Origin of the sequence: Streptomyces spongiicola (assembly GCF_003122365.1) — a bacterium.
Classification (GTDB): Bacteria; Actinomycetota; Actinomycetes; order Streptomycetales; family Streptomycetaceae; genus Streptomyces; species Streptomyces spongiicola.
The window spans coordinates 1,825,425-1,847,391 of record NZ_CP029254.1 but is presented as its reverse complement, the minus strand read 5'-3'; the positions used below and the strand labels follow the sequence as shown (position 1 = coordinate 1,847,391).

Below are 21,967 nucleotides of genomic sequence, written 5' to 3'. Positions count from 1 at the left end.
CGGGCTTCCGGCTGCGCGGGCGAACTAGCGGGATCCCCCTGCCGAGTCCCGAGCCGGGGCGGCGGCGACCGGCTTCCGCGGCCGCCGTGTCCCGTCCGCGCCCGGCAGGTCCCGCACGGCGGCCCGGCAGCGGCGGGATGCCGTTGGGGCACGGCGTCCTTTTGTTGACGGCGAAATGAAGAAGCGGGCGGACGAGACGCCGTGCGGTGATGTCGGAAGAGGGGGAGTCTCACTGCTCTGCGGGTAAAACAGCAGGTCAGAGCGGGGGAGAGGGTTGCCCTCTAGCGGGTGGCGGCCGATCGTGTTTAGGTGCGTCTGATGACACTCTTATTGACAGCTAGCTCACGGGGGAGTGGTGCGGCGTGCCCGGCGGAGGTTTCTGCAAGCTGCCAGGAGGCAGCGTCGTGGTCGCGATAGGACTGCCCGACCCGGCAGGCGGCGGCCGCACGGTGCGGGTGCTGGTGCATGCGGCGAACCGTGCTCGCGCTCTCACCCGACTGCGGAACCTGGGGCTGCGGGCGGTGTATCTGCGCGGCAACGCGGAGCCACCGACGCCGGACGAGATCACGGCGGTGCTGCACCATCCGGAGGGTCTGCTCTGGCGCACCCAGGAGCCGCGCTCCCAGGAGCTGTGGCATCCCATCCGCGCCCTGCTGCGGCCGGCGGGCGGGGGGTAGCGCCCGCGGGCCCCGGGTGCCCAGGACCCACACGCCACACGCCACGTGGTTCTCGGGGGCCGGCCCAGGTGCCCGCCTTCCGAGCGGACGGTGTTCCCGCCGTCGCCCGCGGAGGAGGGCCGGCCCGCCCGCCCTCCGCGGGCGACGGGGCACGGGTGGCGGACCCGCTCCCGGGGGAGCCTGGGGCGGTGCGCCGCAGGCCGGGCGCCGCGCGCCCGCGGCGCCCGGGTGCTGCGGTGCTGCGGTGCTGCGGTGCGCCCGGGCACCGGAACCCGGGAAGCCGCCTGTGGTGGCTTCCGGCGGCCGCGTCAGAGGACCGGCTTGCCGGAGAGGTCCACGCCCGCCTGCCGCATCTCCTCCAGGGCCCGGTCGGTCGTCTCCTTCGAGACTCCGGCGGTCAGGTCGAGGAGCACATGGGTGCGGAAACCCTCGCGGACGGCGTCCAGCGAGGTGGCGCGCACACAGTGGTCGGTGGCGATGCCCACGATGTCGACCTCGGTCACATCGTGGGAGCGCAGCCACTCCGCCAGGGACGTGCCGTTCTCGTCGGTGCCCTCGAAGCCGCTGTACGCGGCCTCGTGGGCGCCCTTGTCGAAGACCGCGTCGATCGAGCCGCAGGCGACCGCGGGCGCGAAGTTCGGGTGGAAGCCCACGCCCTCGGTCCCGGCGACGCAGTGGGCCGGCCATGAGTCCACGTAGTCCGGCTGCTCCGAGAAGTGGTCCCCGGGGTCGATGTGGTGGTCCCGGGTGGCCACCACATGGCTGTATCCGGGCTGGGCCTCGCCGATGTAGTCGGTGATGGCGGCGGCGACGTCCGCGCCCCCGGACACCGCGAGGCTGCCCCCCTCGCAGAAGTCGTTCTGAACGTCGACGACGATCAATGCGCGGTGCATGGCGGGTGTCCTTCGGTGGGTGCGGCGGGCGGGTGGCGGCGGGTTGCGGTCCGGGGCGGTGCAGGGCGGTGCAGGGCGGTGGGGCGGCGACGTTCCGAGGGTAGAGACTTCGACCGCCTTGCGGGAGAGTGCCTTCGCCTGCTAGCGGCGGTGCCCTCGTGCCCCGGGTCACCCGGTGTTCGGCGGGCTCACACGAGGTACTCCGTGGGGATCACCGGTTCACCGCGGGACAGCTGGGTCGCGGAGATCGGCAGCGCGGCGCGGGCCGCGGTGTGCCGCTCGCGTGCCGTGTCCAGTGACTCACGGGCGACGACCTCACCTCCCTTGACCAGCTCCGTCAGCAGCTGCCGGTCGACCAGCGGCTCCGGGACCGGTCCGGTGCCGAGCACCTCGGCCTCGGCGACGCCGTGCTCGTCCCGCCTGCGGGCCGCCCACTTGCGCCCGCCGACGGACAGCTTCCCGCCCGCCGACTTCTTCGCCACCGGCACCAGCGGGGCGCCCGGATCGGCGGACCCGGCCCGGGCGACCAGCTTGTAGACCATGGAGCAGGTGGGATGGCCGCTGCCGGTGACCAGCTGCGTACCCACACCGTAGGCGTCCACGGGCGCGGCGGCCAGGGAGGCGATCGCGTACTCGTCCAGATCGGACGTCACGACGATCTTCGTGTCCCGGGCGCCGAGGTCGTCGAGCTGCCGGCGCACCCGGTGGGCCACCATCAGCAGGTCCCCCGAGTCGATCCGGACGGCCCCGAGGCCGGTGCCGGCGATCTCCACGGCCGCCACCACGGCCTCGCCGACGTCGTAGGTGTCCACGAGCAGGGTCGTCCCGCGCCCGAGCGAGTCGACCTGGGCGCGGAAGGCGTCCCGCTCGGTGTCGTGCAGAAGGGTGAACGCGTGCGCGCTGGTGCCCACCGTGGGGATGCCGTAGCGGAAGCCCGCGGCGAGGTCGGAGGTGGAGTGGAAGCCCCCGATGTACGCCGCGCGTGCGGAGGCGACGGCGGCGAGCTCGTGGGTGCGCCGGGCGCCCATCTCGATGAGCCGACGGTCACCTGCGGCGGCCGACATCCGGGAGGCGGCGGCCGCGATCGCCGAGTCGTGGTTCAGCACCGAGAGGATCACGGTCTCCAGCAGCACGCACTCCGCGAAGGAGCCCTCCACGCGCATGATCGGCGAGCCGGGGAAGTAGACCTCGCCCTCCGGGTAGCCGTGGATGTCACCGCCGAAGCGGTAGTCGGACAGCCACTGGATCGTCGGCTCGTCCACGATGCCGCCGTCCCGCAGGAAGCCGAGCACGTCCTCGTCGAAGCGGAAGTTGTCCACGGCGTCCAGGACGCGCCCGGTGCCGGCGACCACGCCGTAGCGGCGGCCCTCGGGCAGCCGCCGGGTGAAGACCTCGAAGACCGAGCGGCGGTCCGCGGTGCCCGCCTTCAGCGCCGCCTGCAGCATCGTGAACTCGTACTGGTCGGTGAAGAGCGCGGTCGACGGCACGGAGACCGGCAGACCCAGATCCGCAGTGTTCATATGTGCGATGCTAGCCCAGATTTCGTCAGAGTGACGAGATGTCGTCGTATCGGCCGGGGCGTTTGTGCGACCGGGTCCCTCGGGTGGCAGCATGGGTGGAGTGACTGTGCCCCTAGAGATCGAGCAGACCCGGTCGGCCGAGGAGACGTTCGCCGTTCCCGAACCCGACGTCCCCTGGGTGACGATCGTCCACAACGATCCGGTCAATCTGATGAGCTATGTCACCTATGTTTTCCAGGCGTACTTCGGCTACTCCAAGGACAAGGCCCACAAGCTGATGCTCGACGTCCACCACAAGGGACGCGCGGTCGTCTCCAGCGGGACCCGCGAGGAAATGGAACGCGACGTGCAGGCCATGCACGGCTACGGGCTGTGGGCGACCCTCTCCCAGGAACGTCAGTGATGGCAGGACAGTTCGAGGCGCTGCCGGGCGGCGGCGCGGCCGTCGCGCTCGACGAGGTCGAGATCTCCATCCTCCGCTCGCTCGCCGTCCAGTTGCTGGAGCTGATCGGCCCCGGTGACGAGCCCGCCGAGGGCGAGGACCCGCTCGCCGCGCTCTTCGCGGAGGGGCCGAGCGAGCCGCCGTCCGACCCCGCGCTCGCACGGCTCTTCCCCGACGCGTACGCCAGGCCCGGGGCCGGGCGCGGTGCGGACGGGGCCGAGGGCGAGGACGAGGAACTCCGGGCGCTCTCCGCCGAGTTCCGCCGGTTCACGGAGAACGAGCTGCGTGCCCGCAAGCGCGACGACGTCCTCGCGGTCGTCCGCGGGCTCGACGCGCTCACCGTGACGGGCGAGGGCGGGGCCGTGCTGAAGCTCACCGCCGAGGACTCGCTGCGCTGGCTCGGCGCGCTCAACGACCTGCGGCTGACCATCGGCACCCGGCTCCAGGTCACCGACGACGACGAGACCGGAGACCTCTACCGGCTGCCGGACTCCGATCCGCGCAAGCCGATGGTCATGGCCTACCTCTGGCTCGGGGTGCTCCAGGAGACCCTGGTCGAGACGCTGACCCCGTAGCCGGCCCGGCCCGCACCGGTCCGGCCCGCACCCGTACGGCCCCGGGCGGGGCTTCTCACGGCATCCCGGGAGGACGCCGCGTCGTGGTCGTGGGCGTCCTGGTCGTGGGCGTCCTGGTCGTGCGGGCGGGGCGCGTTTCGGTCGCGGCTCATGACGGCGCGGGGCGGCGCAAGGCGGTGCTGCGGGGACGGGGTGGTGCCGCGGTGCGCACGGCGGATGTCACCGTCCGCGGCGGCGCGTCGGTGCGCGCCGTCCGGGCTTCGTTCGGTCGGGGCTTCGTTCGGCGAGGACTGCGTTGGGTGAGGACTGCGTTGGGCGAGGACTTCGTTCAGTAAACGGTCAAATCGGAATCAAAATCTTCTTGCTCGCATACCTCGATTTCGGCCTTCAAGGGTGGATTGTCTGCTTTTTTCTGTGTGTTGCGCCACATTCTGGATGATCGAACGTGCTTCCCGCCGTGATACATGTTCACGACCTGCCGGGGCGCCACCCATGTCCCCGGAGGCGTTCGGACCGGCGGACCGCCGGTGGCACTCCATCGGCATCCCGGGGGATCAGGACCGGGCCGCGGCCGCATCACAACGGCGCGGAACGGTATGGAGAAAGGCGCATCAACCATGACCTCGTTGCAGGTCGGCAAGCACGACGGCGAGGCCGGGGGCACCTCGCGGGAAGGCTACGAGCGCGGGCTCGGCAGCCGCCAGGTCCAGATGATCGCCATCGGCGGTGCCATCGGCGTGGGCCTCTTCATGGGGGCGGGGGCGAACATCGCCAAGGCCGGGCCCGGCATCATCCTGATGTACGCCCTGGCGGGCGTCGTCATCTTCTTCATCATGCGGGCGCTGGGCGAACTGCTGCTCTACCGGCCGGTCTCGGGCTCCTTCGCGGAGTACGCCCGCGAGTTCCTCGGCCCGTTCTTCGGGTTCGCCACCGGCTGGACGTACTGGCTCATGTGGGTCGTCACCGGAATGGCGGAACTCACCGCCGCCTCCATCTACGTGCACTTCTGGTTCCCCCGGATGCCGCAGTGGGTCAGCGCCCTGGTGTTCCTCCTGGTGCTCTTCGGCGTCAACCTGATCTCGGTGAAGATCTTCGGCGAGGTCGAGTTCTGGTTCTCGATGGTCAAGGTCACCGCGATCATCGGCATGATCGTGATCGGGCTCGGAGTGCTCACCCTCGGCTTCTCCGACGCCGGTGACACCGCTTCGGTCTCCAACCTCTGGGCACACGGCGGGATCTTCCCCAACGGCATCGGCTCCAGCCTGATGACCCTCCAGGGCGTCATGTTCGCCTATCTGGCCGTCGAACTCGTCGGCGTCACCGCCGGCGAGTCCGAGAACCCCGAGAAGACACTCCCCAAGGCCGTCAACACGCTGCCCTGGCGCATCATCATCTTCTATGTCGGCGCGCTCGCGGTGATCCTCTCCGTCGTGAAGTGGACCGAGTTCTCCGCGGGCGAGAGCCCGTTCGTCCACGCCTTCGAGACGATGGGCATCCCGCTCGCCGCCGGCATCGTCAACTTCGTGGTCCTGACGGCCGCGTTGTCCTCCTGCAACTCGGGCATGTACTCCACCGGCCGCATGCTGCGCGACCTGGCGTCCAACGGTGAGGCGCCCCGGTCCTTCGGACGCCTGAACGCCCGCAGAACCCCGGCCGTCGGCATCGCCGTCTCGGTCGCGCTCATGGGCATCGGCGTGGTCCTGAACTACGTCGTCCCGGAGAAGGCGTTCGGCTACGTAGTCTCCGTGGCCACCGCGGCGGGCATCTGGACGTGGATGGTGATCCTCGTCAGCCATATCCGCTACCGCCGCGCGGTCGAGGCGGGCCGGCTGCCCGCCTCCTCCTTCCCCGCGCCCGGTGGCGCGAGGCTCAGTTGGGTCGCCCTGGTCTTCCTGGTCGTCGTCACGGGCATGATCGCCTACGACAGGGACTCCCGGATCTCCCTGGTGGTGGGCGCGGTCTGGGGCATCGGCCTGGCCGCCGGCTGGGCCGTACTCAGGAGGCGTGACCCGCGCCTCGGCCGGAGCACCCCCGACCGCGTGGACGCCGCGGGCTAGCTCCGTCCTCCGCACGTCACTCAGACCAGCGACGTGCGGAGGACGGGACGCGGGATGCCCCTTCCTCCTTCCGCACCCGTCATCGGGTCGTCGCGGGCGCATCCCCGGCCGCCGCGCCCCGCAGATGTAACGGTGACCGCAGATGTCCCGGTGACCGCGGGGTGTCCGGGCCGTGTGTCCGGCACGTGGTGTCTGGTGCGGGTGGTGCGGGTGCGGATGGCATGGACGGTGTGCACGGGGGCCGGCCAACGGCCCCCGTGCACACCGAGGAGCGCAGACCGGCCGGTCGGCTGCCGGCCGGCGCTCCGGTGCAGGCTCATGTCAGCCGGACGTCGTCGCCCCGGGCGTGGAGCGTCACCCCCGCGTCGTCGACAGAGACGCGGGTCGGGGTGAGGCCGGCGGGCAGTTCCGGTACGACGACCTTCCTGTCGGCGAAGGCCGCCGAGATCCGGGGGCCGGCGGGATCGACCGGCCGGCCAGCGAACGAGGCCGCGACCGGCACCAGGGAGATCGTGCGCCCGGTCAGCCGCGGCTCGGCCACGACGGTCAGGGGGAGGCCCAGGATCCCGGTCTCCACACGCAGCCGACCGGCTCCGTCCGCCGAGAGCGTGGCGCCTGCCCCGAGTCCCTCACCCAGGGAGTCGAACGGTGCCGTGAAGCCGGCGTCGGCGGACGCCGCCTCGTACCCGCCGTCCCGCTGGGCGACATCGCGCAGTTCCACCGTCGCCCGCACCCGCCGGCCCTCCTTGGTCGTGGCGTCCGCCCGCACCTCCACAGTCGGAAACGCTCCGCGGGCCGCGCCCAGCAGGAAGGGGAAGCCGCCGACGGTCACCTGCGGGGTGCCGGACAGCTCATGCTGACGTGCGGCGATCCGCTCCGCGATCCGCTTCTCGGCGAGAGCCGCGCAGACACGGTCGGCGGCCGGCAGCGCGACGAGCAGCAGGGCCGCCACCAGGGACACCCACAGCCATCTCCGGTGGCGGCCGCCACCGGGGCGCCGCGTCATGACGCGTTCCCGGCGCCCGCCCTGGGCGACGCTTCACCCGGGGACGGGGACGGGGACGGGGACGGGGACGGCGACGGGGACGGCGACGGGGACGGGGACGGGGGCGGTGCGGACGGGGACGGTGCGAAGTCCCCATGGCCGTCGTCCTCGATCGCCAGTCTCGGCAGCAGCCTGTCCAGCGGGCCCGGCAGCCACCAGTTCGCCCGGCCGAGCAGGACCATGGTCGACGGTACGAGCACCCCGCGCACCACGGTGGCGTCCAGTGCGACCGCCGTGGCCAGGCCGATACCGGCCATCTTCACCACGGGGTCGTCGGACAGCAGATAGCCGAGGAAGACGCTGACCATGATCAGTGCCGCGCTGGTGATGATCCGGCCCGTCGCGGAGAGTCCGGCGATCACCGAGCCACGGTTGTCCCCGTCGCGCAGATACGCCGCGCGCACGGCGCTCAGCAGGAACACCTCGTAGTCCATCGCCAGCCCGAACAGCACGGCGAACATCAGCAGCGGGACGTACCCGGGGATCGGCACCGGCCCTTCGAGCCCGATCAGCGTCGCGCCCCACCCCCACTGGAAGACCGCGGTGAGCACCCCGTAGGACGCGGCGACCGAGACCAGGTTCATCAGCGCCGCCTTCACCGCGACGACCGGGGAGCGGAAGGCCACCAGCAGGAGCAGCGCGGCGACGGTCAGCACGAAGCCGACGACCAGCGGCATCCGCTCGGTGAGCCGTTCGTTCAGGTCGGCCTGCGCCGCCGTGACCCCGCCCACATGGGTCACCGCACCCGTGCCCTCGGTGGATCCGGGGAGGGTCTCCTTCCGCAGCCGGTCGACCAGCGACGCCGTGGCCGGGTCGGAGGGGGCGGTGGTGGGAGTGACCTGCCAGCGCACATGGGTACCGCTCGCGTCCAGCTGCGCGGGTCCGACCGAGGCGACCCCGGCGGTCGTGCGCAGTGCGGCGGTCACGGACGTGATCCGGGTGTCGTCCGGGCCGGAGGCGGCCGCGGGCAGCGTGGACACGACCTGGAGCGGGCCGTTGGCGCCGGGACCGAACGCATCGGCCAGACGGTCGTACGCGGTGCGGCTCGCCGTGCCGGGGGCCTTGTCGCCCGCATCGAGCTGACCGAACGTCAACTGTGCCGCCGGGACGGCGAGTACACCGGTCAGAGCGAGTCCAGCCAGCAGGCAGCGCCACGGTCTGGAGGCGACGAACGCGGCGATCCGGCCCCAGCCGGCCGGAGTGGCCACCTCCTCCCGCCGGCCCGGTTCCTCCTCCCGCCGGCCCGGTTCCTCCTCCCGTCGGCCCGGCTCCTGCTGCCCGCCCCGGTCGTTGCGGGCGCCCGGCTCTTCCGGCCCGCTCCGTTCGTTCGGGGCGACCGCCTTCTCGTTCGGGGCGACCGCCTCCGCGGGATCGTCCCGGTCGTTCCGGATGCCTTGCCGCTTCCGCTCAGCCCGGTCGTTCCGCGCGCCCTGTCCTCGTCCCCTTTCCTGTCCGAGTCCCCGTCCTCGTTCCTGTTCCTGTTCCTGTCCCTGTCCCTGTCCCTGTTCCTGTTCCTGCCCGTGTGCGTGTGCGTGTGCGTGTCCTCGTCCCCGTCCCCGTCCCCGCCGCGCGCCACGGGCCCCCGGGGCGAGCCGCGGTCCGAGCAGCGACAGCATGGCGGGCAGCAGGGTGAGCGTCGCCGCCATCGCCAGCACCACCGCGATTCCCGGGGCGAGGGCCAGTGCCTGAAGCAGTGGGAGTCCGCCCAGCGCGAGCCCGGCGAGCGCGGCGACGACGGCGCTGCCCGCGAACACGACCGCCTTCCCGGGGCCCGCGGTGGTGCGCGCCGCCGCGTCCTCGACCCCCACCCCGGCCGCCAGCAGCTCACGGAAGCGGGTCAGGCAGAAGAGCGTGTAGTCGATGCCGACACCGAGGCCGATCATCGCCGCGATGGTCGCCCCTGCTGACGGCATGTCCATCAGATGGCCCGCCAGGCCTATCGCACAGAGGGACACGCCCAGACCCACGGCTCCGGTGAGCAGCGGCACCCCGGCCGCGACCAGGCTGCCGAAGCCCACGGCGAGGACGACGAAGGCGGCCGCGATGCCGATGAGCTCGCTGTGTCCGGTGGAGCCCTTGTCGGCCGCCGCGGCGAGGTCGCCGCCGGCCGTCACCTCGATTCCCGCCCGGGTGGCCGGGGCGGCCGCGTCGGTGACCGCGCGGGTGGTCTCGGCGGTGATGTCCCGGCCGCCGACGTCGAGTTCGACCGTCAGCCTGCCCGTGCGGCCGTCGGTGCTGAGGCCGCCCGCCGCGTCGTAAGGGGTGGTCACGGCCACGACATGGTCGACGCCCTCGACGGCCCGGGCCGCCTCCTCGACGGCTTCGCGCTGCCCGGGCGAGGTGAGTGGCGCGGTGCCGGACGGCGCATAGAGGACCAGTGGCTGCCGGCCGGAGGCCGCGTCCGCGAAGGCCCCTGCCGAGTCGCGCGCGGCCTGGCTGTCGCTGCCGGGGATGGTCACGGCCTCGCTCGTGACCATCCCGAAGGTCCCGACGGCGGAGGCCAGTGCGGCGAGCAGCAGCAGCCAGGCGGCCGCTGTCCGTTTCGGTCTGCGGGCGCACCAGCGCCCTACGGCCAGGAGCATGCGAGAGCCGTCCTTCTTGTGCGGTGGCCCGAATGGGCACGGAGTTGTTGCACTCGATGTGCAAGCAGCACGGTTGCATTGCGAGTGCAACAATGTCAACGCACGGATGGGAGGATCCAGATGGACCAGGCGGACCGGCAGGCGCCGGATCATGCCCGGGGGAGCGGCGGTGCTCGCCCCGGCCCCGGCCCCGGTGCCGAAGGCGGAGGCGGAGGTGGAAGCGGAGGCGGAGGCGGAGGCGGACCTGCTCGGGACGGCCGCACCGAGCGCGGGCGTGCGACGAGGGAGAGGATCGCCGACGCGTTGCTCTCGCTGCTCGACGACGGCGAGACGCAGTTCCCCGCGGACCGGGTGGCGGAGCGGGCCGGGGTGTCACGGCGCCTGGTGTTCCACCACTTCGCCGACATGGGGCAGCTCCGGGACATCGCCATCGCCCGGCGACTCGACCAACTGGCCGCGCGGATAGTGCCGCTGCCGGCCGAGGGGCCGAGGGGGGAGAGGGTGGCCGCGCTCGTCGAGCAGCGCGCGCGGATCCTGGAGTGGATCACTCCGGCTCGGTTGACGGTGCTGAGACTGGAGGACCCGTCCGAGCGGGTCGAGTTCGCGACCCGGCAGGTGTTCGACTTCGCCCGGCGGCGGCTGGCCGAGGTCTTCGCCGAGGAACTGGACCGGCTCCCCGGAGACCGCCGGGCCGACCTGCTCAACGGGCTGGACGCGGTGACCACCTGGGGCGCCTGGTACCACTGGCGCAGCAGCGGGCTCGACCCGGCCGCCGCCCGCCGCACGATGGAGACCACGGTCCACGCGCTGCTCGCCGTGACCGACGGGGCGTCCCGGCGCGGTGGTCCGTGATCGGCAGGAGGGGGCTGGTCCGGCGGTCGGTGACGGATGGGGAGTCCCGGTGCGGTGGTCCGCGAGGGACCGCCGGCAGGCCCGGCCGGTCCCGGCCCCCGTCCGTCCGGGGCCCGGCGGAGCCTGCGGAGCCCGGGGAGTGCGGGGAGTGCGGGGAGTGCGGGGAGTGCGGGGAGCCCGGCGAGCCCGGGGAATGCGGCGGCCCGCAACCCGCCCGACGGCCGGACCGGGGTTCGGCGCGGGGTCCCTCGCGGGGGCCGTCGCGGGACCCGCCCGGCGAGCCCTCCGCGCCACGGCCCTCCGGTCTCACCCCGCGGTCCCCGGATCTCGGCCCCGGGCGTGGTCCGCCTATTCTCGTCCTCATGCTGACCCTCACCCAGGCTCTGTACGACCGGATCGTCGCCCATGCCCGCGAGGACCACCCCGACGAGGCGTGCGGTGTGGTCGCGGGGCCCGCCGGCGAGGGGCGGCCAGAGCGCTTCGTCCCCATGCTCAACGCGGCCCGTTCGCCCACGTTCTACGAGTTCGACTCGTCGGACCTGCTGAAGCTCTACCGGGAGATGGACGACCGGGACGAGGAGCCGGTGATCATCTACCACTCCCACACGGCGACCGAGGCGTACCCGTCCCGCACCGACATCTCGTACGCCAACGAGCCCGGCGCCCACTATGTGCTCGTGTCCACGGCTGACGCCGACGACGCCGGCCCGTTCCAGTTCCGTTCCTTCCGGATCCTCGACGGCGAGGTCACCGAGGAGGAGGTCGAGGTCGTCGAGGCGTACTGACGCCATGTGTCCGACAGGCGAACGGATCGGTTTCAGCAAGTGAGATCACATGCCGGGGGCGGGATCGGGAATCGATACGATGACCGCATGGTTTCCCATGACGTGAGCGAGAAGACGCCGGGCACGCCGCTGCTCGTGGCGCGGCTGCACGTCGACCTGTGCCGCCTTGCCAGCGCCATCTGTACGCGCTGCGCGGATGCCCGTACGGCCTGAGCACACGGCCCGCGGACGCAGCGATCCCGCACCAGCCCCTGCGCGGGGGCCCGGCCGCGCGCCCGTACGCAAACGCACCAACGTCCCAACGCCCCTTCCGACAGGAGCCCACCCCATGGCCATCGAGGTCCGCATCCCGACCATCCTCCGCACCTACACCGACGGCGCCAAGGCCGTCGAGGGCAGTGGGGACACGCTCACCGAGCTGTTCGCCGACCTCGAGACCCGGCACCCCGGAATCCAGGCCCGGATCGTGGACGAGGCGAACGGCGACCAGCTCCGCCGTTTCGTGAACGTCTACCTGAACGACGAGGACGTCCGCTTCCTCGACGGCATCTCGACCAAGCTGTCCGACGGCGACAGCGTGACGATCCTGCCGGCCGTGGCCGGCGGCATGGCCTGATCGGCCGGACACCCCATGCGCTACGACTCCCCGCTCGCCGCGGTCGGCAACACCCCGCTCGTCCGGCTGCCGCGGCTGTCGCCGTCCGAGGACGTCCGCATCTGGGCCAAGCTGGAGGACCGCAACCCCACCGGTTCGGTCAAGGACCGCCCCGCGCTCCATATGATCGAGCAGGCCGAGAAGGACGGCCGCCTCACGCCCGGCTGCACGATCCTGGAGCCGACCAGCGGGAACACCGGTATCTCCCTCGCCATGGCGGCCAGGCTCAAGGGCTATCGGATCGTGTGCGTCATGCCGGAGAACACCGGTGAGGAGCGCCGCCGGCTCCTCGCGATGTGGGGCGCCGAGATCATCTCGTCGCCCGCGGCCGGCGGCTCCAACACGGCTGTGCGCGTGGCCAAGGAACTCGCCTCGCAGAACCCGTCGTGGGTGATGCTCTACCAGTACGGCAACCCGGACAACGCGGGCGCCCACTACGCCACCACCGGGCCCGAGATCCTCGCCGACCTGCCGTCGATCACCCACTTCGTCGCGGGTCTCGGCACGACCGGCACCCTCATGGGCGTCGGCCGCTACCTGCGCGAGCACAAGCCCGATGTGAAGATCGTCGCCGCGGAACCGCGCTACGACGACCTCGTCTACGGGCTGCGCAATCTCGACGAGGGCTTCGTCCCCGAGCTGTACGACGCATCGGTCCTCACGACCCGCTTCTCGGTCGGTTCGGCCGACGCGGTCACCCGCACCCGTGAGCTCCTCCGCCAGGAGGGCATCTTCGCGGGCGTCTCCACCGGAGCGGCGCTGCACGCGGCGATCGGAGCGGGCAGGAAGGCGCTGAAGGCGGGCGAGTCCGCGGACATCGTCTTCATCGTCGCCGACGGCGGCTGGAAGTACCTCTCCACCGGCGTCTACACCGCCCCCACGACCGAGGCGGCGATCGAGACCCTCCAGGGCCAGCTCTGGGCCTGAGGGCACGGACACCGCCGTCCGCTGCGGGGCCCCGGGCGAGGCTCTGGGCCGGGGCGCGGGCGCCGGTGGCTCGAAGCACGCTGCGGCCGCCCCGAGGCCTCGTGCCGCCGGGTCCGCCGGGTCCGCCGGAGCACGCCCCGTCGGCCCCGCTGTCCGGCCGGGGCCGCTGTTCGGCCGGGGCCGCATTCGTGCCCGCCCGGGGCCGCTCGGGAACCGGGGCCGCACTCCGGGCGGACCCGGCTCGCACCGGGACACGGCCGCGTGCCGCTCCGGGCCCGCCGTGCGGGCGGTCCCGGGCGATGACCCGGGCGATAACCCGGGCGATGACCCGGCCGTCCGGCCCGGACGCGGATCACCCGCCGTACGCCACCCGCCTCACGCAATCCCCCGCGCTCCGTCTCCTCCGCCTACTCCCTCACCCATGACGCGGCACTGCGTGTGACATGTCAGGCGCCTGACCCGCGCGACGCGACGCACGATGCCCGACCCGCGGCGCCTGGCGCCGGACGTCACAGGTGACGCGGCCTGTCCCACAGCAGCGGGTCCACCGCACCCACCCGCCTGCGGAAATCCCGCACCCGGACCTCGCGCAGCTCATCCGTCTCCGGGAAGCCCGGGCGTCCGTGCGCGTCGCCGACCGTGCCCGGCGGGAGCGGGACCTCGCGGGCGTTCGTCGTGGTAGAGCGACTGCTGATCTCGGCCACCCGCGCCGCACCCCGATGCACGGCCGGCACCAGGCAGGGCCGGTCCTTGGCGCCTGGTCCGCCCGTCCTCGTACGGAACGTCCGCCCCCAGATCTCGCCCGGCTGCGGACGCCGCCCAGGCCCGGGACGCGCCGCACCGCCCTCCTTCGGCCCGCACCGCCCTCCTTCGGCCCGCCGCGCCGTCCGCCCCGGGTGCGGCCCCGAGGCCCGGGCGGCACCCCGCGGCCCGGTCTCGCGCCGGGCCCGTGCGAGCGGCCGCCCGGCCTCATCCGTGTCACGGTCGCTGCCGGCGCGACCGCCACCACCGCGCCGAGCGCGAACCACCACGACGTGTCCACACCCCCGGACGGTGTACCGGTGCGCATCCCCGGCCGCGGTCGTCGCACGCTCGATCGTCACACGTCGTCCTATCCGGTGACAGGGCAGGTGAGTTCCCCCACAACGGGTACGTGCGAAGGAGCGCTCGGCAGTTTCGCGCCTTACGCTCGACGCACCGCACGACCTCCCCTGCGCACTCTCGGCACTTCCGCCACCCGCCCACGTTCCCCGCCCACGGGACGCCCGTCCACGGAGGTTCAAGCTCCATGAAGCTCACCGTCGTCGGCTGCTCGGGGTCGTTCCCGTCTGCGGAATCGGCCTGCTCGAGCTATCTCGTAGAGGCCGACGGCTTCCGGCTGCTGCTCGACATGGGCAACGGCGCCCTCGGCGAGTTGCAGCGACACATCGGTCTCTACGACCTCGACGCCGTCTTTCTGAGTCATCTGCATGCGGACCACTGCATCGACATGTGCGGGTACTTCGTGGCCCGCTACTACCGCCACGACGGAGGCCGTTGCGAAGCCATCCCGGTGTACGCGCCGGAGGGCGCGGAGCAGCGGCTCACCACGGCGTATGCCGACACCCCCTCGGACAAGTCGATGAGCGAGGTGTTCGACTTCCACACCCTGAAGCCGGGCGTGTTCGAGATCGGGCCGTTCTCCGTGCGCACCGAGAAGGTGGCACACCCCGTCGAGACCTTCGGCGTCCGGCTCGAGCACGGCGGCCGGTCCCTGACGTACTCCGGTGACACGGGTGTCTGCGAAGCCCTGGTCGACCTGGCCGAGGGTACCGACCTCTTCCTCTGCGAAGCGGCCTTCACCCACGGCAAAGAGGACATCCCGGACCTCCACCTCAACGGCCGCGAGGCCGGCGCCCACGCTGCCCGCGCGGGGGCGGGCCGTCTGGTGCTGACCCACATCCCGCCGTGGACGGATGCCGAGCGGAATCTCGCCGACGCCAGGGACGTCTTCGAAGGCCCGGTCGAGCTGGCGGCCCCCGGCGCGGTCTACGAGCTGTAGGGCACCGCGGGCCCGGCAGGGCGCCCGCGGCCCGACTCACCGGACCGGTGCGCTCTCCTCCGCTTCCCTCTCCCCTGCCACCCCCTGCTCCCCCCTGCTCCCTCTGCTCCCTCTGCTCCCTCTGCTCCCTCTGCTCCCTCTGCTCCCTCTGCTCCAGCCTCTTTGCTCCAGCCCCTCCCGGTGGGGAGTGCCGCCCCGGCACGGGGACCGTCCGGCCGTCGGCAAGCCGGTGCCGACCTCGTGACCGGCACCGGCCGGCCCCGGCCGCTCCACCGGCGCCGGCCCGTGGCGCCCCCGGCCCCCGACGCGGCAGGCGCCCCGCGCCCGCGCCCTGACCCGAGCCCTCCCCGCGCCCCTCCGCCACGCGGGGAATCCACTCCACGGGCCGGGAACGACTCCCCCCGCTACACTCGCACCCAAACCGACACATCGTCCTGATCTGCGAGGAAACATGGCCGATGACGTCAGGGACACCCTTCCCCCGCCGCCCGGCTCGCACAGCCGGGAAGGGCCCGGAGAGCTGAAGCACAACGCGATCGGCTTCCTCGACGCGCTCGTCATCGGCATCAACTCCACCTCCCCCGCGTACTCACTGGCCGCCGTCATCGGTGCGGTCGTGGCACTCGTCGGCGTCTACGCGCCCGGAGCGGTGCTCGCCTCCTTCGTGCCGATGCTGCTGATCGCATCGGCCTTCTTCCACCTCAACCGGGTCGACCAGGACTGCGGCACGACCTTCTCCTGGGTCACCCGGGCCATGGGCCCCTGGGCGGGCTGGTTCGGCGGCTGGGCGATCATGATGACCGGCGTGCTCGTCGTCGGATCGCTCGCCGACGTGGCCGTCGGCTTCGGGCTGCTCACCGTGGGCCTCGACGACTGGGCCGCCGACGACCTGGTGCGCCAGTTCCTCGCCGTGCTGGTCATCCTCGTCATGACCGCCATCTGCGTCATCGGAACCGAGGCCTCGGCACACGTCCAGAACGTGCTCATCCTGGCCCAGATCGCGTCGCTCCTCACGTTCGCCGTCGTGGCCGTCCAGCGTGTGTACGCGGGTACCGGCTCGCTCGGCGGCGTCGACCCGCAGGTCTCCTGGCTGAACCCCTTCGGCGCGGGCGGAGCCGCACTGACCGGCGGACTGCTGCTCGGCGTCTTCATGTACTGGGGCTGGGAGTCCGCGGTCAACCTCACCGAGGAGGTCGAGAACTCCGCCAGCGCCCCCGGACGGGCCGGAATCTGGTCGACGGTCATCCTGCTCGGCACGTACCTCTCGGTCACGATCGCCGTCGTCGCCTTCGCCGGACCGGCCTACCTCGCGGAGAACGCGTCCGAGGAGGAGTTCATCTTCGCCTCCCTCGCCGGACAGGTCCTCGGCGGCTGGGACTGGCTCGTCCTGCTGGCCGTCTCCACGTCGGCACTCGCCTCGACCCAGACGACGATCATCCCCGCCTCCCGTACGGGACTGTCCATGGCGCGGCGCGGCGCGCTGCCCGCCGCCCTCGCCAGGATCCACCCGCGCTTCCGCACACCCCACGTCAGCACCTGGGCCGTCGCGGCCGTCGCCATCGTCTGGTACCTCGTCGTCAGCCGGATCAGCGAGAACGCCCTGCTCGACTCGCTCACGGCCCTCTCGCTGCTGATCGCCTTCTACTACGCGCTCACCGGTATCGCCTGCGCCGTCTACTACCGCCGCCATCTCACCGAGAACGTGCGCGACTTCCTGCTCATCGGCGCGGGGCCGGTGACCGGCGCCGTGCTGCTGGTGTGGCTGCTGGTGGAGTCCGTCACCGACATGTCGGACCCGGCCAACTCCTACAGCGGTGTCTCGTGGTTCGGGCTCGGCCCGCCCCTCGTCATCGGCGTCCTCATCGTCGCCGCAGGACTGCTGACCATGGTCGCGCGGCGGCTGTCGAGCGACCGCTTCTGGCACGAGCGGCCGGGAGTCTGCGACCCTGCCGCCGCGCGTCACGAGGGCGCCGGCCGGAGCGGAACCGGAGGGCCGTGAGATGCCCGTCGTCCTCGGATACGACGAGTCGCCGGGCTCGGTGCGGGCCCTGGGCGTGGCCGTCGAGATGGCCGCCGCCTTTCGCGAGCCGCTCGTCCTGGTCTTCGGCGCGGCGCCCCCGGGCACGCTCGGCGAGGAGTACCAGACCCATCTGGAGACGATCCGCCAGTCCGGCAGAGTCGCCCTGGCGCACGCGGTCGCGGCGGCGGACGACGCCGGTGTGGCCTCGGCGGTCGAGATCCTCGACCAGAAGCCGGCGGAAGCCCTGCTCGACGCCGCCGAGCGCCACGACGCCCGCGTGATCGTCGTCGGCAGCTACGGCGAGAGCCCACTGCGCGGCGCGCTCCTGGGCTCGACCCCGCACAGACTGCTGCACATCTCGCGGATTCCGGTGCTCTGCGTCCCTGCGGCGGAGGCCTGAGCGGGGGCCGCTGCCAGAAGGCCGAGGGAACGCGCCGGGAACGGCGGCGGGAACAGCGGCGGGAACGTCCCGGGAACGGCCGCCGGCCCGGCCACGGGGTCCTCCGATCCTCCGAGGCCGGCGGCGCGGGTCCTCCGAGGCCGCGGCGCGGGCGCCGGGGGGCGAGCAGACCCGTGACGGTGCCGCCGGGGACACCGGGGTTGACGTATGTCGCGCCGGTGGCGGCGGTGGCCGCGGTGCTGAAGCCGCCGGTGGCGGTGGTGGTGCCGACGGTGGTGGTGTGCCGATGCCGATGCCGATGCCGATGCCGATGCCGATGCCGATGCCGACGGTGGCGGTGGGGGCGACCACGGCCTCGCCACGGTCACCGGGAACGCGGCCCGCTACCTGGTGACCTCGCGTTCCAGTTCGTCGCCGATCTCGTCCGGCTCGCGCCCCGGCGTCTTGATGTCGAACCTGGTGATGGCGAAACGGAAGACCGCGTAGTACACCACCGCGAAACCGAGGCCGATCGGGACGATCAGCCAGGGTTTCGTCGCCAGACCCCAGTTGATCACGTAGTCGATGAAGCCCGCCGAGAAGGAGAAGCCGTCCTTGACGCCCAGCGCCCAGGTCACCGCCATCGAGACGCCGGTGAGCACCGCGTGGATCGCGTACAGCACCGGGGCGACGAACATGAACGAGTACTCCAGCGGCTCCGTGATGCCCGTGACGAACGACGTCAGCGCCGCCGACATCATCAGCCCGCCCACCTCGGCGCGCCGGTGCGGCTTCGCGCAGTGCGTGATCGCCAGCGCCGCGGCCGGCAGGGCGAACATCATGATCGGGAAGAAGCCCGTCAGGAACAGGCCCGCGTCCGGGTCCCCGCTGAGGAACATGTTGATGTCGCCGTGCACCACCGTGCCGTCCGGCTTGGTGTACGAGCCGAACTGGAACCACAGCGGCACGTTCAGGAACTGGTGCAGACCCACCACCAGCAGCGCCCGGTTGGCCACCCCGAAGATGCCGGCGCCCCACGCACCCAGGTCCTGAAGCCAGCCGCTGAAACCCTCCAGCGCCGCGCCGACCGGCGGCCAGACCCACAGACACAGCGCCGCGAACGCGATCCCGGCGAAGGCCATGATGATCGGCACGAGCCTGCGGCCGTTGAAGAAGCCCAGCCAGTCCACCAGCCTGGTGCGGTGGAAGCGCTGCCACACATAGGCCGTCGTCAGGCCCATCACGATGCCGCCGAACACACCCGGGTTCTGGTAGGTGAAGGCCGTGACCGTACCGTCCAGCGCCCGGCAGCCGGTGTCCACCGGGGTCGCCGGGTCCACGCACTCCTCCGGGAACTCCCGGACCACTCCGTAGTACACGAGGAAGCCCGCCACCGCGGCGAGCGCCGTCGAGCCGTCCGACCTCCTCGCCATGCCGATCGCGACACCCACGCAGAAGAGCAGCGGCAGCCCGAGGCCCGAATCCAGCAGCGCGCCACCGGCCCCGCCCATCACCCTGGCGACGTCCGTCCATCCGAGACCCTGGTCGCCGAAGACGTCCGGTTGGCCGAGGCGGTTGAGGATGCCGGCCGCCGGCAGCACGGCGATGGGGAGCTGGAGGCTGCGCCCCATCTTCTGGAGCCCCTGGAACGACCTGTGCCGCCAGGTCCGGCCCGGTACCGCCGCGCTCTCGGTGCTCATCGGCGTCCTCCCGGAAGTCGCCTGGTTTGGCAGGTGGCGCAGACTGGTGTAGACCAGTTGTGGTAGGGCCCGGCGCGGCCCCGGTCCACCCGTGGCCCGGCCGGGGGCCGCCGCGGAAGCGGGCCGCCGGTGGTCGCCATCATTCGACAACCGGCGATCACCCGCCCATGAAGATGGGCCAACCGTGCACCGCGTGCATCACGTGCATCACGTGCATCACGTGCACCACGTGCCGCAACGGACCGGCGGTGGGCCGAGGCAGCGCCGAGCGCCCCGAACGGGCCTCTCGAACGCAGGGAGAAGGACATGGCCAGCAAGGCTGAGAAGATCGTCGCCGGGCTCGGCGGCATCGACAACATCGAAGAGGTCGAGGGCTGCATCACCCGGCTGCGCACCGAGGTCGTGGACCCGGGCAAGGTCGACGAGGCCGCGCTGAAGGCCGCCGGAGCCCACGGCGTCGTCAGGATGGGAACCGCCGTCCAGGTCGTCATCGGCACCGACGCCGACCCCATCGCCTCGGACATCGAGGACATGATGTGACCCGCCCGCGAGCCGCCTCCGCGCCCACCCGCGGGAGACGGCACCGGCGTTCGCCATGCCCACTGCTACGCCGTCGCCTCCGCGCCCACCCGCGGGAGACGGCGCCGCTGACGACGGGCCCCGGCCCCTCGGCACGGGCCTCCCCCGTGAAGGGCCCGTTCCCGGGCGGCCCCGCAAGCCGCCCGGCGGAACGGGCCCTCACCCGGGTGCGGATAGGCTCACCACATGTCTCGTATCGACGGCCGCACCCCCGAACAGCTCCGACCCGTCACCATCGAACGCGGTTGGAGCAAGCACGCAGAGGGCTCCGTCCTCATCGCCTTCGGCGACACCAAGGTCTTCTGCACCGCCTCCGTCACCGAGGGAGTCCCCCGCTGGCGCAAGGGCAGCGGGGAAGGCTGGGTCACCGCCGAGTACTCCATGCTGCCGCGCTCCACCAACACCCGCGGCGACCGGGAGTCCGTCCGCGGCAGGATCGGCGGCCGCACCCACGAGATCTCCCGCCTCATCGGCCGGTCCCTGCGCGCCGTCATCGACTGCAAGGCCCTCGGAGAGAACACCGTCGTCCTCGACTGCGACGTCCTCCAGGCGGACGGCGGCACCCGGACCACCGCCATCACCGGCGCCTACGTCGCCCTCGCCGACGCCGTCGCCTGGGCCCAGGCCAACAAGCTCGTCAAGGCCGGCCGCAAGCCCCTCACCGGCACCGTCGCCGCCGTCTCCGTCGGCATCGTCGACGGCACACCCCTCCTCGACCTCTGCTACGAGGAGGACGTACGCGCCGAGACCGACATGAACGTCGTCTGCACCGGCGACGGCCGGTTCGTCGAGGTCCAGGGCACCGCCGAGGCCGAGCCCTTCGACCGCAAGGAGCTCAACGCCCTCCTCGACCTCGCCACGGGCGGCTGCGCCGACCTCGCGGCGCTCCAGACCGCCGCACTCGCCACCCCTCCGGTCGGATGACCGAGGGGTGCCGACCGGCGTGACCCGGGGCAGCCCCCGGCCGGTCTCCCCGGGGCGCAGCCCCCTCCGGGAGCAGAGAAGCAACCGAGGACGCCACCGCCGGCGTCACAGCAGCCATGGGCGTACGGGCCGAACCGTACGCCCGTCCGAGAACCCGGGAGGGACCGTCCCATGCGCAGCCGCCGCATCGCACTCGCCGTCGTCACCGCCGTCGCGCTCACCGGAGCCGTCGGCTGCGGCGCCGTCGACAAGGCCCTGGACTGCGTCAAGACCGCCGACGCCATAGCCACCAGCGTCGACGGGCTCTCCCGGGCGGTCGCCACCGCCTCCGGGGACCCGACACAGCTGACCGAAGCCCTGAACGACATCGACAGGGAACTCGGAAGCCTCAAGGACACCACCGACAACGCCGACCTCTCCAAGGCCGTCGACGACCTCTCCAAGGGAGTCGACAACGTCCGCGCGTCCGTCGAGAACGGCGACGCCACCCCGGACATCACGCCGGTCACCGACGCCGCCGCCGAACTCGGCAAGGTCTGCACCCCCTGAGCGGAGCGGGCGCCGGACCCCGTCGTACGGCTGGACCCGACCCCACCGGGTGCCGGATCCTGCCGTACCGGGCGCCCGACCCCACCGGGCGCCGTGGGCACCACCCGCGGCGCCCGCCCCACCACCGGCGCGGAGATACTGGGCGCATGACCCGCCTGATCCTCGCCACCCGCAATCCCGGAAAGATCACCGAACTCCGCGCGATCCTCGCCGACTCCGGACTCGGCCATGAACTCGTCGGCACCGACGCCTACCCCGAGATCCCCGACGTCAGGGAAACCGGCGTCACCTTCGCCGAGAACGCCCTGCTCAAGGCACACGCCCTGGCCCGGGCCACCGGACTCCCGGCCGTCGCCGACGACTCCGGCCTGTGCGTCGACGTCCTCGGCGGCGCCCCGGGCATCTTCTCCGCCCGCTGGTCGGGCACCCACGGCGACGACACGGCCAACCTCGAACTCCTGCTCGCCCAGCTCTCCGACATCTCCGAGGAACACCGCGCCGCCCACTTCGCCTGCGCGGCCGCCCTGGCCCTTCCCGACGGCACGGAGCGCGTGGTCGAGGGCCGTCTGCGCGGCACCCTGCGCCATGTCCCGGCCGGGACCAACGGCTTCGGCTACGACCCGATCCTCCAGCCGGACGGCGAGACGCGGACCTGCGCTCAGCTGAGCCCCGAGGAGAAGAACGCGATCAGCCACCGGGGGAAGGCGTTCCGGGCGCTGCTACCGGTGGTGCGGGAGCTGCTGGGCTGAGGTCCATGCGGCGAAG

General features: G+C 72.4%; 22 protein-coding genes. 16 read left to right on the top strand and 6 right to left on the bottom strand.

Annotated elements, in window-relative coordinates; translation table 11 throughout:
• The first annotated feature begins 362 nt into the window (after nt 1-362).
• Nucleotides 363-677, top strand: a complete 315-nt coding sequence (locus DDQ41_RS08020) for a hypothetical protein (protein ID WP_109293858.1) — start codon at nt 363-365, stop codon at nt 675-677.
• 308 nt (nt 678-985) lie between these two features.
• On the opposite strand, the gene DDQ41_RS08015 is transcribed toward DDQ41_RS08020, so the two are convergent.
• Entirely contained in the window at nt 986-1,570 is a 585-nt protein-coding gene (locus DDQ41_RS08015; protein WP_109293857.1) for a nicotinamidase, read from the bottom strand.
• 188 nt (nt 1,571-1,758) lie between these two features.
• Nucleotides 1,759-3,090: a nicotinate phosphoribosyltransferase gene (locus DDQ41_RS08010; RefSeq protein WP_109293856.1), complete on the bottom strand. Its 1,332-nt coding sequence runs from the start codon at nt 3,088-3,090 to the stop codon at nt 1,759-1,761.
• Nucleotides 3,091-3,181: 91 nt separating this feature from the next.
• Here DDQ41_RS08010 and clpS point away from each other — a divergent pair, with 91 nt between their 5' ends.
• The 3 genes from clpS to DDQ41_RS07990 all read left to right on the top strand — a co-directional run bounded on the left by clpS (nt 3,182) and on the right by DDQ41_RS07990 (nt 6,164).
• Nucleotides 3,182-3,493, top strand: a complete 312-nt coding sequence (gene clpS / locus DDQ41_RS08005; RefSeq protein WP_109293855.1) for an ATP-dependent Clp protease adapter ClpS — start codon at nt 3,182-3,184, stop codon at nt 3,491-3,493.
• Nucleotides 3,493-4,107 carry a DUF2017 domain-containing protein gene (locus DDQ41_RS08000; RefSeq protein ID WP_109293854.1) on the top strand — a complete coding sequence of 205 codons (615 nt, stop codon included), beginning with the start codon at nt 3,493-3,495 and terminating at the stop codon, nt 4,105-4,107. The genes clpS and DDQ41_RS08000 overlap by 1 nt, the downstream gene beginning before the upstream one ends.
• A 617-nt stretch (nt 4,108-4,724) precedes the next feature.
• On the top strand, nt 4,725-6,164 hold the full coding sequence (locus DDQ41_RS07990) for an amino acid permease (protein WP_109293852.1): 1,440 nt from the start codon (nt 4,725-4,727) through the stop codon (nt 6,162-6,164).
• Nucleotides 6,165-6,480: 316 nt separating this feature from the next.
• Here DDQ41_RS07990 and DDQ41_RS07985 read toward each other — a convergent pair whose 3' ends face one another.
• Both DDQ41_RS07985 and DDQ41_RS07980 read right to left on the bottom strand, forming a co-directional pair.
• The gene (locus tag DDQ41_RS07985) at nt 6,481-7,170 is read right to left on the bottom strand and encodes an LmeA family phospholipid-binding protein (RefSeq protein ID WP_262508390.1); all 690 of its coding nucleotides are present in this window, start codon (nt 7,168-7,170) and stop codon (nt 6,481-6,483) included.
• Nucleotides 7,167-9,791, bottom strand: coding sequence for an MMPL family transporter (locus tag DDQ41_RS07980; RefSeq protein WP_262508389.1), 2,625 nt, complete (start codon nt 9,789-9,791; stop codon nt 7,167-7,169). The genes DDQ41_RS07985 and DDQ41_RS07980 overlap by 4 nt, the downstream gene beginning before the upstream one ends.
• 303 nt (nt 9,792-10,094) lie before the next feature.
• Here DDQ41_RS07980 and DDQ41_RS07975 point away from each other — a divergent pair, with 303 nt between their 5' ends.
• The 5 genes from DDQ41_RS07975 (at nt 10,095) to DDQ41_RS07955 (ending at nt 13,010) form a co-directional block, all read left to right on the top strand.
• Entirely contained in the window at nt 10,095-10,643 is a 549-nt protein-coding gene (locus DDQ41_RS07975; protein WP_245990919.1) for a TetR/AcrR family transcriptional regulator, read from the top strand.
• A gap of 362 nt (nt 10,644-11,005) precedes the next feature.
• Nucleotides 11,006-11,428 carry a Mov34/MPN/PAD-1 family protein gene (locus tag DDQ41_RS07970; RefSeq protein WP_109293849.1) on the top strand — a complete coding sequence of 141 codons (423 nt, stop codon included), beginning with the start codon at nt 11,006-11,008 and terminating at the stop codon, nt 11,426-11,428.
• A gap of 87 nt (nt 11,429-11,515) precedes the next feature.
• Nucleotides 11,516-11,641 carry a putative leader peptide gene (locus DDQ41_RS32320; protein WP_262508698.1) on the top strand — a complete coding sequence of 42 codons (126 nt, stop codon included), beginning with the start codon at nt 11,516-11,518 and terminating at the stop codon, nt 11,639-11,641.
• A 115-nt stretch (nt 11,642-11,756) separates the two neighbouring features.
• Complete coding sequence (locus DDQ41_RS07960; protein WP_109293848.1) at nt 11,757-12,044, top strand: MoaD/ThiS family protein; 288 nt, start codon at nt 11,757-11,759, stop codon at nt 12,042-12,044.
• Between the two features lie 15 nt (nt 12,045-12,059).
• Nucleotides 12,060-13,010 (top strand): PLP-dependent cysteine synthase family protein, encoded by a 951-nt coding sequence (locus tag DDQ41_RS07955; RefSeq protein ID WP_109293847.1) that lies wholly within the window; start codon nt 12,060-12,062, stop codon nt 13,008-13,010.
• A 509-nt stretch (nt 13,011-13,519) separates the two neighbouring features.
• Here DDQ41_RS07955 and DDQ41_RS07950 read toward each other — a convergent pair.
• Nucleotides 13,520-13,714, bottom strand: coding sequence for a type II toxin-antitoxin system PemK/MazF family toxin (locus tag DDQ41_RS07950; RefSeq protein ID WP_245990921.1), 195 nt, complete (start codon nt 13,712-13,714; stop codon nt 13,520-13,522).
• A gap of 584 nt (nt 13,715-14,298) precedes the next feature.
• Here DDQ41_RS07950 and DDQ41_RS07945 point away from each other — a divergent pair.
• The 3 genes from DDQ41_RS07945 (at nt 14,299) to DDQ41_RS07935 (ending at nt 17,471) form a co-directional block, all read left to right on the top strand.
• Nucleotides 14,299-15,051, top strand: coding sequence for an MBL fold metallo-hydrolase (locus DDQ41_RS07945; RefSeq protein ID WP_109293846.1), 753 nt, complete (start codon nt 14,299-14,301; stop codon nt 15,049-15,051).
• Between the two features lie 451 nt (nt 15,052-15,502).
• On the top strand, nt 15,503-17,050 hold the full coding sequence (locus DDQ41_RS07940; RefSeq protein ID WP_109293845.1) for an APC family permease: 1,548 nt from the start codon (nt 15,503-15,505) through the stop codon (nt 17,048-17,050).
• A 1-nt stretch (nt 17,051) separates the two neighbouring features.
• Nucleotides 17,052-17,471 (top strand): universal stress protein, encoded by a 420-nt coding sequence (locus DDQ41_RS07935; RefSeq protein WP_109293844.1) that lies wholly within the window; start codon nt 17,052-17,054, stop codon nt 17,469-17,471.
• A gap of 383 nt (nt 17,472-17,854) precedes the next feature.
• Here the strand turns inward: DDQ41_RS07935 and DDQ41_RS07930 are convergent, their stop codons facing one another.
• Nucleotides 17,855-19,150 carry a PTS transporter subunit EIIC gene (locus DDQ41_RS07930; protein ID WP_109293843.1) on the bottom strand — a complete coding sequence of 432 codons (1,296 nt, stop codon included), beginning with the start codon at nt 19,148-19,150 and terminating at the stop codon, nt 17,855-17,857.
• A gap of 306 nt (nt 19,151-19,456) precedes the next feature.
• Between DDQ41_RS07930 and DDQ41_RS07925 the strand changes: the two genes are divergently transcribed.
• From DDQ41_RS07925 to rdgB, 4 genes are all read left to right on the top strand, one after another.
• Nucleotides 19,457-19,690 carry a glucose PTS transporter subunit EIIB gene (locus DDQ41_RS07925; RefSeq protein WP_109293842.1) on the top strand — a complete coding sequence of 78 codons (234 nt, stop codon included), beginning with the start codon at nt 19,457-19,459 and terminating at the stop codon, nt 19,688-19,690.
• Nucleotides 19,691-19,915: 225 nt separating this feature from the next.
• Nucleotides 19,916-20,653, top strand: a complete 738-nt coding sequence (gene rph, locus DDQ41_RS07920; protein WP_109293841.1) for a ribonuclease PH — start codon at nt 19,916-19,918, stop codon at nt 20,651-20,653.
• Between the two features lie 171 nt (nt 20,654-20,824).
• A complete protein-coding gene (locus tag DDQ41_RS07915) occupies nt 20,825-21,202 on the top strand; it encodes a hypothetical protein (RefSeq protein WP_109293840.1) in 378 nt (125 codons plus the stop codon).
• Between the two features lie 146 nt (nt 21,203-21,348).
• Nucleotides 21,349-21,951, top strand: coding sequence for an RdgB/HAM1 family non-canonical purine NTP pyrophosphatase (rdgB, locus tag DDQ41_RS07910; protein WP_109293839.1), 603 nt, complete (start codon nt 21,349-21,351; stop codon nt 21,949-21,951).
• Nucleotides 21,952-21,967 lie beyond the last annotated feature (16 nt).